The following is a 16,807-nucleotide window of genomic DNA, read 5'->3' as shown; positions in this document are numbered from 1 at the left end:
TTTCTAAAAAAACACCCTAACAAAAGGTACATAGGCACTACCATAGATACTTTTGTCATCATCATACAAAACATCATATTTTATACCTAAGCTCACAAAGCCAACTCTATATGCTCCGCCTAGAAACAAAGCTGGATACCAATAATCATCATTAAATTTTTCATTATTGATTTCAATACTTCGGCTTACTCCCATTTGCTCAAATTCTGCAGATAATTGTAAGCCTTCAAAAGGATTAAATAATGTAATTACACTAGCGCCATAATTAGTACTTGTTCTTTCTTCATTAAGTCTATCATTTTCAAAAGTGCTATACCCAAAAATTAGACCTAACCCAGCACTAAATTGATCATTAAAAGAATAGATTGCAGCAGGAGCAGCTACAGCATTAAAAGTATCATCAGAAAATCCTATTCCTAAATTACCTCCAAATCTTACATTTGACCAAAAATTATTTTCTTGTGCTATAGTATTGTGTAATGATATGATGATTAAAAAGACTAAGAGAAAAATTTTACGGCTTTGAAGAAAAGATACTTTCATTGTTAAATTCATAAAAAATAATAACATAAATATAGATAATTCGATACTTAATATACCGTAATTGTTGTATTTTTGTTTCGTTTTATAATTTAAAAAACACAGTTGAATACTTACATATGGATAAATATTCATTTTTGAATGCGGCTAATACCGCATTTTTTGCAGATTTATACGATCAGTATTTGCAAAACCCCGATAGTGTAGAACCCAGCTGGAGAGCTTTTTTTCAAGGTTTTGATTTTGGTTTAGAAAGTGCAGATGGACAGACAGAGACTATTTATGTAGAAAAATCTGGAAGCGGTGAAACAGTACCTGTTCCAGAAAATGTTCAAAAAGAATTTCAGGTAGTTCGATTAATAGATGCCTACAGAACCAGAGGGCATTTGTTTACCAAAACAAACCCAGTAAGAGAACGTAGAAAATACACCCCTACTTTAGCGCTAGAAAATTTTGGGTTAAGTCAAGGAGACCTTAATACAGTATTCAATGCAGGAGAGATAATAGGCATAGGTCCTAATACACTTAGTAATATTATTGTTCATCTAGAACAGATATATTGTGATTCTATAGGGATAGAGTATATGTATATTCGTAATCCCGAAGAACGTGAGTGGATACAAGCTAGAGTTAATTTTAATACGAATAGAACAAAGTTTTCTTCAGACCAGAAAAAACATATTCTTAGAAAATTAAATCAAGCAGTTTCTTTTGAAGCATTTTTGCATACAAAATATGTAGGGCAAAAACGATTTTCTCTAGAAGGAGGAGAATCTCTTATCCCTGCATTAGACGCTCTTGTAGAAAAAGCAGCAGATTTAGGAGTGAAAGAATTTGTGATGGGGATGGCGCATAGAGGACGCTTGAGTACATTAACCAATATCTTTGGAAAAAGCCCTAAAGATATTTTTAGCGAATTTGATGGTAAAGATTATGAAGAAACTGTTTTTGATGGAGATGTAAAATATCATTTAGGATGGACTTCTAAAAGAGAGACAGATTCTGGCAAAGCCATAAATATGAATATAGCTCCTAATCCGTCACATTTGGAAACAGTAGGTTCTGTTGTAGAAGGAATCACAAGAGCAAAACAAGATAGTCACTATAAAGATAATATCTCTCAGGTATTGCCAATAGTAGTTCATGGAGATGCAGCAATTGCAGGCCAGGGACTCGTTTATGAAGTGGTGCAAATGGCAAAACTTGATGGGTATAAAACAGGAGGAACCATACATATTGTTGTAAATAATCAAATAGGATTTACAACAAACTATTTGGATGCCAGATCCTCTACATATTGTACAGACGTAGGTAAAGTAACGTTATCCCCTGTATTACATGTCAATGCGGATGATGCTGAGGCTGTAGTGCACGCTGCAAATTTTGCATTAGACTTTAGGATGACTTTTAAAAGAGACGTTTTTATAGATTTATTAGGGTATCGTAAATACGGGCATAATGAAGGAGATGAGCCGAGATTTACACAACCAAAACTTTATAAAGCCATTTCAAAACACAAAAATCCAAGAGATATTTATGCAGAAAAGCTTATATCAGAAGGGATTATAGATGCAAATTATGTTTCGACTTTAGAAAAAGAATATAAAGCTTCTTTAGAAGAAGAGCTTGAAGATTCGCGTAAGCAAGAAAAGACCGTTATTACTCCTTTCATGCAAGACGAATGGGCGGGCTTTGAAAGAGTTCAGGAGGATGAAATGATGGAGGTTGTAGATACTACATATCCAAAAGAGCACCTTACAGAAATAGCAGAAATAATAACAAAACTTCCTTCGGATAAAAAATTCTTACGTAAAATAGAACGCCTTATCGATCAAAGACATAAAATGTTTTTTGAAACTGATCAATTAGACTGGGCGATGGGAGAACTATTAGCGTATGGTTCTTTACTAAAAGAAGGATATGATGTAAGAATGAGTGGTCAGGATGTAGAAAGAGGTACTTTTTCCCATAGACATGCTGTGATCAAGGTTGAAGATAGTGAAGAGGAAGTATTGTTGTTGAATCATCTAAAAGGAGATCAAGGAGATTTTTATATTTATAATTCGTTACTTTCAGAATATGGTGTTGTAGGGTTTGACTATGGATATGCAATGGCAAGTCCCGATACATTAACAATTTGGGAAGCTCAATTTGGAGACTTTAGTAACGGTGCTCAAATCATGATCGACCAATACATATCATCTGCCGAAGATAAGTGGAAATTGCAAAATGGCTTGGTAATGTTGCTTCCTCATGGTTATGAAGGACAAGGAGCAGAACACTCTTCCGGTAGGATGGAAAGATATTTACAATTGTGTGCAAAAGATAATATGTTTGTAGCAGATGTTACAACTCCTGCAAATATGTTTCATTTGTTACGTAGGCAAATGAAAGCTAAATATCGTAAACCGCTAATTGTATTTACACCAAAGAGTTTATTGCGTCATCCAAAAGTATTGTCTTCTGTCGATGAATTTGTAAACGGAAGCTTCCAAACCTTAATCGATGATTCTGAAGCAACAGCTAAGAATACAAAATCACTAGTATTCTGTACAGGAAAATTCTACTACGATTTATTAGAAGAAAAAGAAAAGCTTGGTAAAAAAGATGTTGCATTAGTGAGAATAGAGCAATTATTTCCACTACCGGTTGCAGAGATTAATAAAATTATAAAAAAATATAATCCTGAAGAAGTTGTGTGGGCACAAGAAGAACCTCGTAATATGGGTGCGTTAAGCCATATTATGATGCATTTTGACAACGCTCATACACTTAGATTTGCAAGTAGAAGACCTTATGGAGCACCTGCTGCAGGAAGTGCTACACGTTCTAAACGTAGACATCAGGAAGTAATTGATTATGTTTTTGATAAAACAAAAGATAATCAAAGAAGATAAAATTTAGTAAATAATCATAAAGTAAAGTTCCTAAAGGAAATTATTTAAAGGATAAACTTAGAATTATGGCTTTAGAAATGAAAGTCCCATCACCGGGAGAATCTATCACAGAAGTAGAAATTGCTCAATGGCTTGTTGAGACTGGTGATTATGTTGAAAAAGATCAGGCAATTGCTGAAGTAGATAGTGACAAAGCTACACTAGAACTACCAGCAGAAGCAAGTGGAATCATTACCTTAATGGCAGAAGAAGGTGATGCCGTTGCAGTTGGGCAGGTTGTGTGTCATATTGATACAGATGCTGCAAAACCAGAAGGAAGTAGTGATGCTCCTGCTGCAGAAGCTCCAAAAAAGGAAGAGAAAAAAGAAGAAGTATCAACACCACCTCCTGCACCTGCTAAAACTGAAACATATGCTACTGGGACAGCTTCACCGGCTGCAAAAAAAGTACTTGCAGAAAGAGGAATCGATCCTGCAGCAGTAAAAGGAACAGGAAGAGACGGAAGAATAACCAAAGCTGATGCCATAGAGGCAAAACCATCAATGGGTACTCCTGGTCCGGGAACCAGAGGAGAAGAGCGTAAAAAATTATCAATGCTGCGTCGTAAAGTAGCAGAGCGTTTAGTTGCTGTTAAAAACGAAACCGCAATGTTAACTACCTTTAATGAGGTAGATATGCAACCTATTTTTAATCTTCGTAGTCAATATAAAGAAACTTTTAAGAGTAAACATGGTGTAAGCTTAGGCTTTATGTCTTTCTTTACGTTGGCATGTGTAAGGGCTTTACAGATGTATCCTGCTGTGAACTCTATGATTGATGGTAAAGAAATGATCTCTTATGATTTTCAAGATATAAGTATTGCTGTTTCTGGGCCAAAAGGTCTAATGGTCCCGGTAATACGTAATGCAGAGAACTTAAGTTTTAGAGGCGTTGAGTCTGAGGTAAAACGTTTGGCATTACGTGCCCGTGATGGACAAATTACTGTTGATGAAATGACAGGAGGAACATTTACCATTACTAATGGAGGTGTGTTTGGTAGTATGTTGTCCACACCGATCATTAATCCTCCACAAAGTGCTATTTTAGGGATGCATAATATTGTAGAACGTCCTATCGTAAGAGACGGTCAAATTGTAATAGCACCTATTATGTATGTAGCCTTATCATATGATCATAGAATTATAGATGGTAAAGAATCTGTAGGATTTTTAGTGGCTGTTAAAGAAGCATTAGAGAACCCTGAAGAATTACTGATGAATTCTAATGTAGCTAAAGCTTTAGAGCTATAGTTGTACAAAATAAAACTTTATTGAGCCCCACATTGATTTAAGATGTGGGGCTTTTTTGTTTTCTAACATTTTGTTTGAAAGAATTTTCAGTCTTTATTTCTAAAATAAAACAACAGGAAAATCCCCCTAATTGCTTAGGGGTAAATCCCCCTGTTTTTTGAGGTGCGTATTGTTTTTGCAGTTTTTTTAAGTCTGAAAAATCTCTTGTTATCAGTGCTTTACAAGGGTAGTATGGTCATAAAACTATAAAAGAATTTTTTGATATAATTTAATAATACTACTTTTAACTGTGTATGAGAGAGGTAAAGTTCTATCATGCACTTAACAACACATATCGTATCAAACATCTTAAATTTTATCAAAATGGAAAGAAAAACCAGTTTAATTGGATACCCCATAGTAATTATTATTACTATAATCATTACTTTTTTAGTGATTAAAAAATGTGATAATCCAACTCCTCCAGTAGATCCACCAGAAGAAATTATATCTCTAAATGACGCTATAGAATTATATAGTGAGTATACTACTAATAGATCTTGTATCATTAAGGCTTATGAAGGGGGAAAAGATAGTATAATAAATACTTTATGTCCTTCGAAACGAAAACCAGATTTAAATTTTATTCCCTCTCGTGCATTCCATTTAGAAGAAGAGTTTTTAGAACAATATTTAGCTTATATCAAACAAGTGACAGGAGATACTGTTAAAGTTTCTGGATATCGTTTGTATTTAGGGAATTATCCTGATAGTACAAATTTGAGAGATGGGAAAGGTATAAGAAAGTTAGATAAAAGAAGAAATACAATATTCATTGCCCCTACAATGTTTCATGAACAAACAAATGCACATAGAGGGTTTACATTTATAGATAAAAACAATGATGGTAAAGTCGAATTACAATTTATTGAAGAATTACTTGAAAGTGGAGAATCACCAGTTGGTGAAGGTAAAGAGTCTCAAGATTCAAGAATAAATACTGCCAGCTTTTTCTCATTTTATAGTACAAGTTTTAATGATGAGATAAGTACTATTGCTAACGAATTAGGAGGTTCTCCACCATATTAACTGATTAATAAAAGTGAAAAGAGAGGTATTAATAACAATAGTGAATTTTGGAATTTTTGTAGAACTACTTTCGGCTATATTTGGATCTATTTATTTTTACAAGTATAAGGGTACATTTCTGAAGTTCTTTTGTGTACTGCTTTGGTATTCAGTTATTAATGATATTTGTGGTGTGTTAATACGTGAATATGTTTCAAATTATAATGCTATAATCTACAATATATATCATGTTTTAAATTTTACATATTTAATTTTATTATATCATCACTATTTGAATAATAAAAATTATAAAAGGATTACTTTAATATTGTGTTTAACCTATTTTTTGATATTTATTATTAATGGTTTTTTTGAGAATTATATATATGAATTCCAAAGGTTTCCATACATATTTGCTGCATTCTCATTATTAGTCATTATAGTTTTTTATTTTATTGAAATATTGAATTCCGAACGAGTATTAAATACAAAAGGGAATTTACTTTTTTGGATTAGTGTAGGTCTTTTGTTATATTTTATGGGTAATCTTCCTTTTAGAATTTTAAGAAATTATTATTTACATTTAACAGATGCTACAGTTTATTTTCTAGTGAATTTTACCTTAACAATTGTAATGAATGTTTGTTTTATAATAGGGTTTATATGGAGCAACAAGAAACAGCAATATTAATTGCAAGTATTGTACTTGTTGTTGTTGTTATAGTAATGATTTCTCTTTTTTCGATTTTTCAAAAAAGAAAAAATAGTTTGTTGTTACAACAGAAAGAGGCAGAAAAGAAATTTGAGAAGGCTATTGCCGAGACACAAATTGAAATAAGAGAAGAAACCTTGCGCAATATTAGCTGGGAGCTACATGATAATATTGGTCAGTTGCTCACTTTAGCTAAGATACAGGTTAATATTGCGCAAGATGATCCCGAGAAATTAGCAGAAGTTACTGACACGATCACCAAAAGTCTAACAGAATTACGATCACTTTCTAAGTTAATTAACCCTGACGCCATAAAAAGTTTGAGCCTTACCGAGGCGATCACTTTAGAAATCGAAAGGTTTAATAGAATGCAATTTGTAAACGCTAGTGTCACCAGTAATCAAGAAATTGTTAAATTAGATGACAAAGTCGAAATTATCATTTTTAGGATTTTTCAAGAGTTTTTTACAAACACGATAAAACATTCTAAAGCTACAAAGCTTACAGTTGATATTCGATATGATCAAGATAAGTTAGTTGTAAAAGCAGAAGATGATGGAATTGGCTTTGATAATAGTTCGTTTAACAATGTTAAACAGGGAATAGGGCTTAAGAATATGCAAAACAGAGGCAAGCTAATAGGGGCTAATGTAGAACTCACTTCCCAAAAAGGAAAAGGAACATCAATAACATTATTATATAAATACAAAAAAGAAGGTCTACCCCCTTTAGATGAAGAAATTTAGTAGGTTTTACATAATGATGAGGTCATCTTAATCAATTACAAAATTGTAAAATTATGAAATACACAGTGGTCATTGTAGAAGATCATATCCTGTTATCGCAGGCACTATCCGGATTGGTTAATGGTTTTTCTAAATTCAAAGTGCTTTATATCTGTAAAAACGGAAAAGAACTCCTTACACGATTTAAAGACGCAAAAAATATACCGGATGTTGTTCTTATGGATATCAATATGCCGATTATGAATGGTATAGAAACCACAGAAGCACTTAAAAAAGAATATCCAAAAGTAAAAGTATTAGCACTCTCGGTCGAAGAAGATGAGCATACAATTTTAAAAATGTTGAGAGCAGGGGCAAAAGGATATTTATTAAAAGATACCGAAAAAAGTATACTCGAAAATGCACTTGTACAGGTACAAGAAACAGGTTTTTATCATACAGAAAACGTTACAAGCCTGCTTTTGGGGTCTTTAGAACCAAAAAAAGAAGAAAAGAAAGTGCTGTTAAAAGAGAGAGAAATTGAGTTTATTAAGCATGCTTGTACCGAAAAGACATATAAAGAAATCGCAAAAGATATGTGTCTTAGCCCTAAAACTGTAGAAGGGTACAGGGATTCAATTTTTGAAAAATTGAATTTAAAGAATAGAACCGGTCTTGTTATTTATGCTATTAAAAGTAAACTATTTATTCCTTGATAAATTTTTGATTTATACAATTGATAAAATTAGCTTAAAATATATTATAATTACTTTTTAAATCGTTTATTAGGCATAACAAAAATCAAAAAACATTCTTAAAAAGAAGAGATTAAGTATAAATTCACGTTTATATTTCTTTTTTTTGACATGATTATTTTTTTACTTTTTTGAGAGGTAACAAATATTTTAGTCTCTTAAAAAAACACCGTTTTTTGTTTATTTTTGTCAATAGATGAACATTGATATTTTTTATGCTAAAGCAACAATTAAATTTTAAACTTTCTCAGAAACTTTCTCCTCAACAAATCCAACTTATGAAGTTGATTCAATTGCCTACGCAGGCATTTGAACAACGTCTTAAACAAGAAATGGAAGAAAATCCTGCCTTAGATAGTGGTAAGGAAAAAGTAGATGAATATGAAGATACATTTAGCAATGAGAGTACTGCAGAAGATGATTATGGAACCGAAAAAATAGAAGCAGAAATCAATGTAGATGAATATTTAAGTGATGACGAAATACCAAGTTATCGATTAAATTCTAATAATTACAGCGGTGATGAAGACGAAAAAAGTATACCATACGCTTCAGGAACATCATTTCATCAACATTTAATTAATCAATTGAATACATATCGACTAGATGAAGAAGAAAGAGAAATAGCAGAGTTTCTTGTTGGTAGTATTGATGAAAGTGGTTATATAAGAAGACCTTTGACTGATATTCTGGATGATTTGGCTTTTACACAAAATGTATACACTTCTGAAGATAAAATAGAAGATATCTTAAAGATAGTGCATCAGCTAGATCCCGCAGGAGTTGGGGCTAGAAATTTACAAGAATGTCTTTGGATACAATTAGATAGAAAAGAAACAACCATACCAATAAAATTGGCTTCTCAAATTCTAAAGCAAACTTTTGATCATTTTAGTAAGAAACATTATGATAAACTTTTAGCTAAGTTCGAAGTAACTGAAGAGCAGTTAAGAGAAGCAATTGATGAGATCGAGCATCTTAACCCTAAACCCGGTGGAGCTTATTCTGGGAATAATCGTTTGATAGAACATGTAGTCCCCGATTTTACTATAAGAATCGTTGATGGAGAGTTGGAATTGACATTAAACGGCCGAAATGCTCCAGAACTTCATGTCTCTAGAGAATATAATAATATGCTTCAGGGATATAAAGCAAGTAAAGAAAAATCTAAATCACAAAAAGATGCTGTAATGTTCATCAAACAAAAACTAGATGCAGCAAAATGGTTTATCGAAGCAGTAAAACAAAGACAGCAAACACTTTTTGTAACCATGAGTGCAATAATGCACTATCAAAAAAGTTATTTTCTTAGTGGAGATGAGCGAAATCTAAAACCGATGATCTTAAAAGATATTGCAGATGAGATTGGTATGGATGTAAGTACAGTGTCAAGAGTTGCTAATAGTAAATATGTAGATACTCCTTATGGAACCAAACTAATCAAAGAATTCTTTTCTGAATCAATGACCAATGATCAAGGTGAAGAAGTTTCTACTAGAGAAATTAAGAAAATACTGGAAATAACAATAGGAGAAGAAGATAAGAAAAAACCGTTGACAGACGAAAAACTTGCAAAAATCCTTAAAGAAAAGGGGTATCCTATTGCCAGAAGAACTGTAGCTAAATATAGGGAGCAATTAGACATTCCTGTAGCAAGACTACGAAAAAAGATTTAATGAATTTTTTTCTAAAAAGCATTTCTTTTATTTTACATCCTTTACTGATGCCTATAGCTGGTGCGGTTATTTACTTTTTTACAGCGCCAAGGTTTATGCCTTTTGAAATCATACAGCTTAAAATATCAGGGATTCTCATTCTAACGGTTTTGATTCCTATCGTTTTATTTTTTTTATTAAAAAGCCTTGGGGCAATCACATCCATGCATTTAGAAAATGTAAAACAACGTAAAATCCCTTTGTTGCTACAATCTGTTTTGCTTATCGTTGTGATTAAGCTTGTGATAGATGTATACAATTATCCGGAGTTATATTTTTTCTTCTTGGGCGTTTTATTCTCTTCACTAAGTGCAATTTTTATGGTGTTATTTAATATCAAAGCAAGTTTGCACATGGTTGGCATAAGTGCGATCACGATGTTTGTCGTGACATTAAGTGTGCATTTTGGAGTTAACTTAACCCTATTAATTGCTGTTCTGTTTGTGTTGAATGGTATGGTGGCTACTTCTCGATTACATTGTAAAGCTCATACAAACCTTGAACTTATTTTAGGTTTTCTTATTGGAGTAATCCCTCAGTTGACTTTGGCTAATATTTGGTTATAAAATATAAAACATTAAACCAATTCTTACAGGGTTTAGCCCTACTTCTTGTCCTTCTATCAAAGCTTCGCTATTAAATAGTGTGTTTAAGCTATAATAAAAATGAAAATTAAATGTGTTCCATCCAAAAGTGAAAGTCGCTCCTATACGCCATCTGTTTAATTCATCTATTTCTGTTTGCCGTACCTGATTGCCTGGTTGCTTAAAATTAGATACAAAAGAGTACATATACCCCATTCGGATTCCTGTATAAATTCTATAGAACTTATGTGTTTGAGGTACAGAAGTTCGCCATCTAAACTCAAGCGGAGCTTCGATTAAATGTGTGGTAAATCTATTGGTTGAGAAATCGATATCTTCAAGATCTCTAAATATTGTTGTTTCTGTTCCTTCTTCTTCACCAACAAATAAATCATGATTGTAAACATTTAAAGAGTATCCTAATCCTAATCCAATAGCTACATTACGTCTTTTGTTGATAGGCATATCTCTTATAAATCCAAGATGTAAACCACCTGAAAATCCAGAAAGACTTATTTTGCTTGGTCTATTTAAAAGTAAATTGAAAGTAACTCCCAGGTAAAATTGATCTTCACGATATAGAGAATCAACTTCTATTTTGGGAATAGAATCATTAACTGTTTCCTGACCAAAAGAAGAAAGGAATATAAATAAAGAACAAAATGTAGTGGCAAAAACAGTTTTCATGATATAGAGCACTAAAATAAATTTATTTCTTTAGAAATAAGAAGTTCTTTGATAAGAACTCTCCATAAAAAATAAATTTTAAAAGAAAAAGGAGCTTTATAAAAGTATAAATAGATAAATAAAGCTCCTTTTTTTGTTAATATTCAATTTTGCAATGAATTTATTGCTTCAGATTATCAGTTGCATCACCAGTTCTGGTGGTGTAATTGATTTTTAGAGCCTGTACTTCTCTAAGTTCTTTTTTGATATCTCCTACAAGTCCCATGTTGGTTTGTCCGTCCACCTTTAGGGCAGTTGTAAGAAAAGGTACAAGTTCTTCTCTTTTAGAAGCTCTTTCAGCTAAAATAAAAGGTTTAATGTCGCTTACATTAGCAAACTTATCATTAAGCTGTATTCTAGGCTGATTTCCTGCACTAGCACTGTATCTTGCACTTGGTTTTCCTGCATAGATATACATTACCAAGTCTTTTTTGTCTAACTTTTCAATTTGATCAGCTACAGGTAATTTGTTTTCGATCATCAAAGTGTTTTGACGCATTACAGTTGCCACCATAAAGAAGAATAATAACATAAATACGATATCTGGTAAAGAAGCCGTAGATATAGCAGGCAGTTCGTTACTTTTGTTCTTTTTAAACTTTGACATAATAAGAATTGTATTTTATGTTATTTACTTTTTAGGTTCTGCTTCAGAAAGTTTTTCAGGGAACAGAAGCTGAATTTTCTTAATATCTTCTTTTAGTTTATCCTTGCTACCAGAATAATTAACATCTTTAAGTTCTTTTTCCATTTGTGTAAAAGATTTACCAAAGAGTTTATTAGATTCTCTGTCTCTAAGTGTTGTATAAGCTGCTACCAGCTCATTTTGCACTGCGATATAAGTAGCATAATTTGTTTCTCTGTTGTTACGTAGAGAAATTACTGCTTTTGTAGGATTATCAGAAGAAGAAGGGTCTTTAGCTCCCTGACAGTATTTACAAGCGTCTTCACCTCTTCCGCCACCATTATCTAAAAATTTAATAGCAGCTTCGCGAAGGTCTTTCAATTCCATAGGAACTTCCTCTACCAAAAGATCATTGTTTTTGTTTAATTCTACAACAAAAATATTTTTCTGCTTTAGAACAGGAGGTTCTACATTATCCTCTTGAGGAGGTGGAAGTTTACGGCTAATACCACTATCTGTTTCGATAGTTGTAGTAACCAGGAAGAATATAAGAAGTAAGAATGCAATATCCGCCATAGATCCTGCATTAACTTCTGGTGCTGCTCTTCTTGCCATAATTATTTACCGATTAATTTTTTAATTCCAGATAAGAACATTAAACCAACTGCTATTGCAGCGAGGAAATAAAATGCATATAATCCGGTTCCTACCCATTTTGATCCGCTTTCAGATAGCACATCTCCATCTTTTAGTGGAGTCTCCACACCATCTGCCATAACAAAACCAATACCTATAATAAGAACGAAGGCTACAATACCTATCAATGTGTTCTTAAGACCTGAAGGGTTTTTCGCTAATGTAGAAAATACTGTAATAAGAGTAACTACAATAGTGATTACAAATATTACTAATGTTAAACTATATAGTGGGCTTACCATTGGCGCTGCTTCATCTAGAGAAAGTTCTCTTGCTTCAGAAACACCATTTTGATCCATCAAATCACTTATTGAGCTACTCATTGCGTACCAAAGGATAGCTCCTAAGATACCTATTGCTAGCACAAGATATGATAATATTTTAGAAATTTTCATGTGTCTATTTTTTTGTTTGGAATGCTTACAGCACTCAAGTTAATAATAAGGTAATGTATTTCTAATGGTTCTTTTTATAAAAAGTAACCATTATAATTTGATCTAAATCTTATTATTTCTTGTTTTTGTAAGCTACAAGCATATCGATTAAAGTAATCGATGCATCCTCCATATCATTTACGATTCTATCGATTTTTGCAACTATATAGTTGTAAAAAATCTGAAGGATAATAGCAACAATAAGTCCAAATACCGTAGTAAGAAGTGCAACTTTAATACCACCTGCTACAAGTGATGGCTGCATATCTCCTGCTGCTTCAATTTTATCGAATGCCTGGATCATACCTATTACCGTACCCATGAAACCTAACATTGGTGCAAGAGCGATAAATAATGAAACCCAAGATACATTCTTTTCTAGTTGTCCCATTTGAACACCACCATAAGCTACTACTGCTTTTTCAGCAGCATCAATGCTTTCGTCTGCTCTATCAAGTCCTTGATAGTAAATAGATGCTACAGGTCCTTTTGTGTTTCTACATACTTCTTTAGCAGCTTCAACACCACCACTATTTAAAGCATCTTCAACATTTTGTTGCAATTTTTTAGTGTTTGTAGTAGAAAGATTTAAAAAGATAATTCTTTCAATTGCAATCGCAAGACCTAAGATCAAACATAAAAGTACAATTCCCATGAACTCTGGTCCACCTTCTATAAAACGTTTTTTAAGATTTTGATGGAAAGATAATTCTTCAGCTGTGTCGCCAGCTGCTTCAGTATCTTGTGCCATAGTTGTTGTTACAGGAGCAATTAATAATTGCATATTTGTTGTTAATAACTGGGATTGTGCAGTAGATGCTTGTAAATTTCCAAAAGCTGTTACCGCTACGATTGCCAGAATAGAAAATAATCTTTTCATTGCGCTGATTCTTAATTTTAATTAGTTAAAGGGTTAAAGATATAAAAATAATATAAAATCTATTAAAAAATCAAATATATTGCAGAGAGGAAGGGATTCGAACCCTCGATACGCTTTTGACGTATACACACTTTCCAGGCGTGCGCCTTCGACCACTCGGCCACCTCTCTATGGGTTTTACCCGTAAAAACGAGCAGGGCAAATAACGAAAAAAATGTTAACTACTAAAATTTGAGGCGTTAATTTTCTGAAATTTCACCTCTTAAAGAAGTTTCGTATATGGTTTTGAGCACTTTAAGTGGTAATTTTTCTCCCAAAAGATACATAAGCTTAGCAATTGCAGCCTCGGTTGTGATGTCTTTTCCAGAAATTACTCCTATTTTTTTTAATGCTACACTAGTTTCATATTTTCCCATCGAAACACTTCCTCCTATACACTGAGTAACATTTACAATGGGTATTCCTTCTTTTATCATTTTAGATAATAACGTTATGAACCACTTTTTTGTTGTGGTATTTCCTGCGCCATAAGTCTCTAAAATTACACCTTTGATAGTTTTTAGTTCAAAAATGCTCTTCAAGATGCTTTCATTGATACCCGGAAACATTTTGATTACAATAATATTATTGTCAAAATGAGTATGGTAAACCATTTTTTTTCGCCTATTGCTTTTTCTTAAAAAAGCAGTATTAATTTTAAGATGTACTCCTGATTCTACGAGATAGGGATAATTCAAAGACTTAAAGGCTTCAAAATGTTCTGCATTAATTTTTGTGGTTCTATTTGCTCGTAATAACTTATATTCAAAATAGAGACCTACTTCTGTGATCACAGGATTGCCTTTTTTTTGTAATGCAGCAATTTGAATGGCAGTGATCAAATTTTCTTTTGCATCTGTTCTTAAGTCTCCTATAGGAAGTTGTGATCCCGTAAAAATGATAGGTTTATTAAGGTTTTCAAACATAAAACTTATTGCAGAGGCTGTGTATGACATCGTATCGCTACCATGTAATACTACAAATCCTTTATAATTATCATAGTTGTCATTTATAATGTTTCCTAGTTCTTTCCAACGGTCTACATCCATATCAGAAGAGTCTATTGGTTTTTCAAAACTAAATGTGTCAATAGTACAATCTAATTGTTTGAGCTCTGGAATGTTTTGTAGTAGTTTATTGAAATCAAAAGACATTAATGCTCCTGTTTCAAAGTTTTTGATCATTCCTATAGTGCCCCCGGTATAAATAAGTAATATGTTCATGTGACGATATCAAATAATTACTGTTACTTATATTTTAAAAATATCTTTTGAATTTTTTGTTGTAATAGCTGCTATTTCTTCTTGGCTAATATTATAGATAGAACTTAACTTAGACAGCACATTGACAAGGTATGCGCTTTCATTGCGTTTGCCTCTGTAAGGTACAGGAGAGAGGTAAGGCGCATCTGTTTCTAATACAATATGTTTTATTGGTATTTGGTCTAAGAAAGTATCGATTTTACCATTTTTGAATGTCACCACTCCACCAATACCTAATTTCATATTATAGCTAATTGCACGATGCGCATCATCTAGAGTGCCTGTAAAGCAATGAAAAATACCAAAAAGTCTTTCATCTTTCTCAGTTTCAAGAATCTCAAAAATTTCTTCAAAAGCTTCTCGGCAATGTATTACGATTGGTAGATTGTATTTTTTTGCTAATTGTATTTGGTATCTAAAAGCTTCTTGTTGTTCTTTTAGAAATGTTTTGTCCCAATATAAATCTATTCCAATTTCTCCAATGGCATAAAACTTTTTGTTATTGTTTTGATCAAAACGCAATCTAATCTCTTCTTCTACATGAGCTAATTCGTCTTTATAATTTTCTTTTACGTGAGTTGGATGTAATCCCATCATCAAAAAAACATGATCGGGATATTTTGATTCTATCTCATACATAGCTTTTGTATACGTAGAATCTATAGCAGGTACAAAAAAACGTTGTATTCCATTTTGTATTGCGCGTTGCATCATATCATCTTGATCTTCAAGAAAAGCTTCGCTGTAGATATGAGTGTGGGTGTCTGTAAGTATCATGCCGCAAAAATAACTAATTTTTGAACGAAAAAATATCGCTTTTGCAGCATGACTTGTGTAAGATTTTTAAGTGTTTTAATTCACTTTAAGCTTATTTTTTTAATAAGAGATACTTAATATTCTTTCTAGTGGGATTACAATTGATTGTTTTAAAATGACAAACTTATCTGTTATCCCCCAGATAGTAGTTTCTACTTTTTTAATACCTTGATCGTCTGCAAATACTATTTTAACTTTTAGGTGTTCCAGGTTTCCTAAACTTAATCCTCTAATGAGATTTTCTTTCCTATTTTGTTGATCACTCAGGTTATTTAATACCTCTTGTTTTGGAAAGTGTAAAAATTTTATTTCTTCTTTTTCAACTTGTTCTATTTTCTTTCTCGTCTTCATAATCAGTAATTTTATTTTAGAAATTTAGTAGAAATTTAAACCCTTAACTTACAATAACTCTACTCTGCTTTGTGAGAATTAATTGTTAATTAGCATGGATTTAAGTGAATAATGTAAGTGAATTGGTCATTTTTTAAGTATTTGTTAGTTTTTGTTTAAAAAAGACTTAGCTTTTAATGTTGGTTTAGTTGATTGTAAGGGGCAATGTTTTCTTTATTTATAATTGTAGTATTTTTACACAGATTCCCTCAATAAAAAATATGAGTACACTCCGAAAATTTTTAATTCAAAAATCATATTATCGTATTCCTTTGGTTTTTACTAAAACAAATCATTTTGAAATTAAAGCAGTTTTGAATAATGTAGAAGGTAATTTTATTGTCGATACTGGAGCTTCTAATTCTTGTGTGGGCTTTGAAGCTGTAGATAAATTTTCTCTTTTTACTGAAGAAAGTGATGTAAAGGCAGCAGGAGCAGGAGCAACAGATATGTTGACGCAACTTTCTAAACGCAATGAGTTGAAACTGGGAAATTGGCATAAAAAAAGAGTTTCTTTGGTTTTATTTGACCTTACTCATGTAAATACTGCACTTACAGCACATGACGCTGAGCCTGTAGATGGTATTATAGGTGCTGATATTTTAAGAAGAGGCAAGGCGGTTATAGATTATCATCAAAAATGTTTATACCTAAAATAAAAAGCCTTCTTTAAGT

At 32.4% G+C, this 16,807-nt stretch carries 17 protein-coding genes and 1 tRNA gene; 8 read left to right on the top strand and 10 right to left on the bottom strand.

Annotation, left to right across the window (positions count from 1 at the left end):
- Positions 1-3: 3 nt before the first annotated feature.
- Complete coding sequence (locus tag FHK87_RS12930) at positions 4-543, bottom strand: hypothetical protein (protein WP_140593556.1); 540 nt, start codon at positions 541-543, stop codon at positions 4-6.
- Between the two features lie 116 nt (positions 544-659).
- Here FHK87_RS12930 and FHK87_RS12925 point away from each other — a divergent pair, with 116 nt between their 5' ends.
- From FHK87_RS12925 to FHK87_RS12895, 7 genes are all read left to right on the top strand, one after another.
- On the top strand, positions 660-3,437 hold the full coding sequence (locus tag FHK87_RS12925; RefSeq protein ID WP_140593554.1) for a 2-oxoglutarate dehydrogenase E1 component: 2,778 nt from the start codon (positions 660-662) through the stop codon (positions 3,435-3,437).
- 65 nt (positions 3,438-3,502) lie between these two features.
- A complete protein-coding gene (odhB, locus tag FHK87_RS12920; protein ID WP_140593551.1) occupies positions 3,503-4,726 on the top strand; it encodes a 2-oxoglutarate dehydrogenase complex dihydrolipoyllysine-residue succinyltransferase in 1,224 nt (407 codons plus the stop codon).
- A 363-nt stretch (positions 4,727-5,089) separates the two neighbouring features.
- The gene (locus FHK87_RS12915; protein WP_140593549.1) at positions 5,090-5,794 is read left to right on the top strand and encodes a hypothetical protein; all 705 of its coding nucleotides are present in this window, start codon (positions 5,090-5,092) and stop codon (positions 5,792-5,794) included.
- 642 nt (positions 5,795-6,436) lie between these two features.
- Entirely contained in the window at positions 6,437-7,231 is a 795-nt protein-coding gene (locus FHK87_RS12910; RefSeq protein WP_140593547.1) for a sensor histidine kinase, read from the top strand.
- 50 nt (positions 7,232-7,281) lie between these two features.
- Entirely contained in the window at positions 7,282-7,926 is a 645-nt protein-coding gene (locus tag FHK87_RS12905) for a response regulator (RefSeq protein ID WP_394344924.1), read from the top strand.
- A gap of 254 nt (positions 7,927-8,180) precedes the next feature.
- A complete protein-coding gene (gene rpoN, locus FHK87_RS12900) occupies positions 8,181-9,641 on the top strand; it encodes an RNA polymerase factor sigma-54 (RefSeq protein WP_140593543.1) in 1,461 nt (486 codons plus the stop codon).
- Positions 9,641-10,246, top strand: a complete 606-nt coding sequence (locus FHK87_RS12895) for a hypothetical protein (protein ID WP_140593541.1) — start codon at positions 9,641-9,643, stop codon at positions 10,244-10,246. Before rpoN ends, FHK87_RS12895 begins: the two co-directional genes overlap by 1 nt.
- Here FHK87_RS12895 and FHK87_RS12890 read toward each other — a convergent pair.
- From FHK87_RS12890 to FHK87_RS12850, 9 genes are all read right to left on the bottom strand, one after another.
- Positions 10,241-10,951: a porin family protein gene (locus tag FHK87_RS12890; protein ID WP_140593539.1), complete on the bottom strand. Its 711-nt coding sequence runs from the start codon at positions 10,949-10,951 to the stop codon at positions 10,241-10,243. The two genes, FHK87_RS12895 and FHK87_RS12890, sit on opposite strands and share 6 nt — an antisense overlap.
- A 160-nt stretch (positions 10,952-11,111) precedes the next feature.
- Positions 11,112-11,597, bottom strand: a complete 486-nt coding sequence (locus FHK87_RS12885) for an ExbD/TolR family protein (RefSeq protein WP_140593537.1) — start codon at positions 11,595-11,597, stop codon at positions 11,112-11,114.
- 24 nt (positions 11,598-11,621) lie between these two features.
- Entirely contained in the window at positions 11,622-12,230 is a 609-nt protein-coding gene (locus tag FHK87_RS12880; protein ID WP_140593535.1) for an ExbD/TolR family protein, read from the bottom strand.
- A 2-nt stretch (positions 12,231-12,232) separates the two neighbouring features.
- Complete coding sequence (locus tag FHK87_RS12875) at positions 12,233-12,706, bottom strand: hypothetical protein (RefSeq protein WP_140593533.1); 474 nt, start codon at positions 12,704-12,706, stop codon at positions 12,233-12,235.
- A gap of 112 nt (positions 12,707-12,818) precedes the next feature.
- Complete coding sequence (locus tag FHK87_RS12870; protein ID WP_394344923.1) at positions 12,819-13,496, bottom strand: MotA/TolQ/ExbB proton channel family protein; 678 nt, start codon at positions 13,494-13,496, stop codon at positions 12,819-12,821.
- A gap of 211 nt (positions 13,497-13,707) precedes the next feature.
- Positions 13,708-13,795, bottom strand: a tRNA-Ser gene (locus FHK87_RS12865).
- A 69-nt stretch (positions 13,796-13,864) separates the two neighbouring features.
- The gene (locus FHK87_RS12860) at positions 13,865-14,887 is read right to left on the bottom strand and encodes an asparaginase (RefSeq protein WP_140593529.1); all 1,023 of its coding nucleotides are present in this window, start codon (positions 14,885-14,887) and stop codon (positions 13,865-13,867) included.
- Positions 14,888-14,914: 27 nt separating this feature from the next.
- Positions 14,915-15,703 (bottom strand): TatD family hydrolase, encoded by a 789-nt coding sequence (locus tag FHK87_RS12855; RefSeq protein ID WP_140593527.1) that lies wholly within the window; start codon positions 15,701-15,703, stop codon positions 14,915-14,917.
- A 99-nt stretch (positions 15,704-15,802) separates the two neighbouring features.
- Positions 15,803-16,093: a hypothetical protein gene (locus FHK87_RS12850; RefSeq protein ID WP_140593525.1), complete on the bottom strand. Its 291-nt coding sequence runs from the start codon at positions 16,091-16,093 to the stop codon at positions 15,803-15,805.
- 260 nt (positions 16,094-16,353) lie between these two features.
- Here FHK87_RS12850 and FHK87_RS12845 point away from each other — a divergent pair, with 260 nt between their 5' ends.
- A complete protein-coding gene (locus tag FHK87_RS12845; protein ID WP_140593523.1) occupies positions 16,354-16,791 on the top strand; it encodes a retropepsin-like aspartic protease in 438 nt (145 codons plus the stop codon).
- The last annotated feature ends 16 nt before the right edge of the window (positions 16,792-16,807 follow it).

The organism is Aquimarina algicola, from assembly GCF_006443095.1.
Lineage (GTDB): Bacteria > Bacteroidota > Bacteroidia > Flavobacteriales > Flavobacteriaceae > Aquimarina > Aquimarina algicola.
Note: the sequence above shows the minus strand (reverse complement) of the source record. Positions and strands in the feature narration are given on the sequence as shown.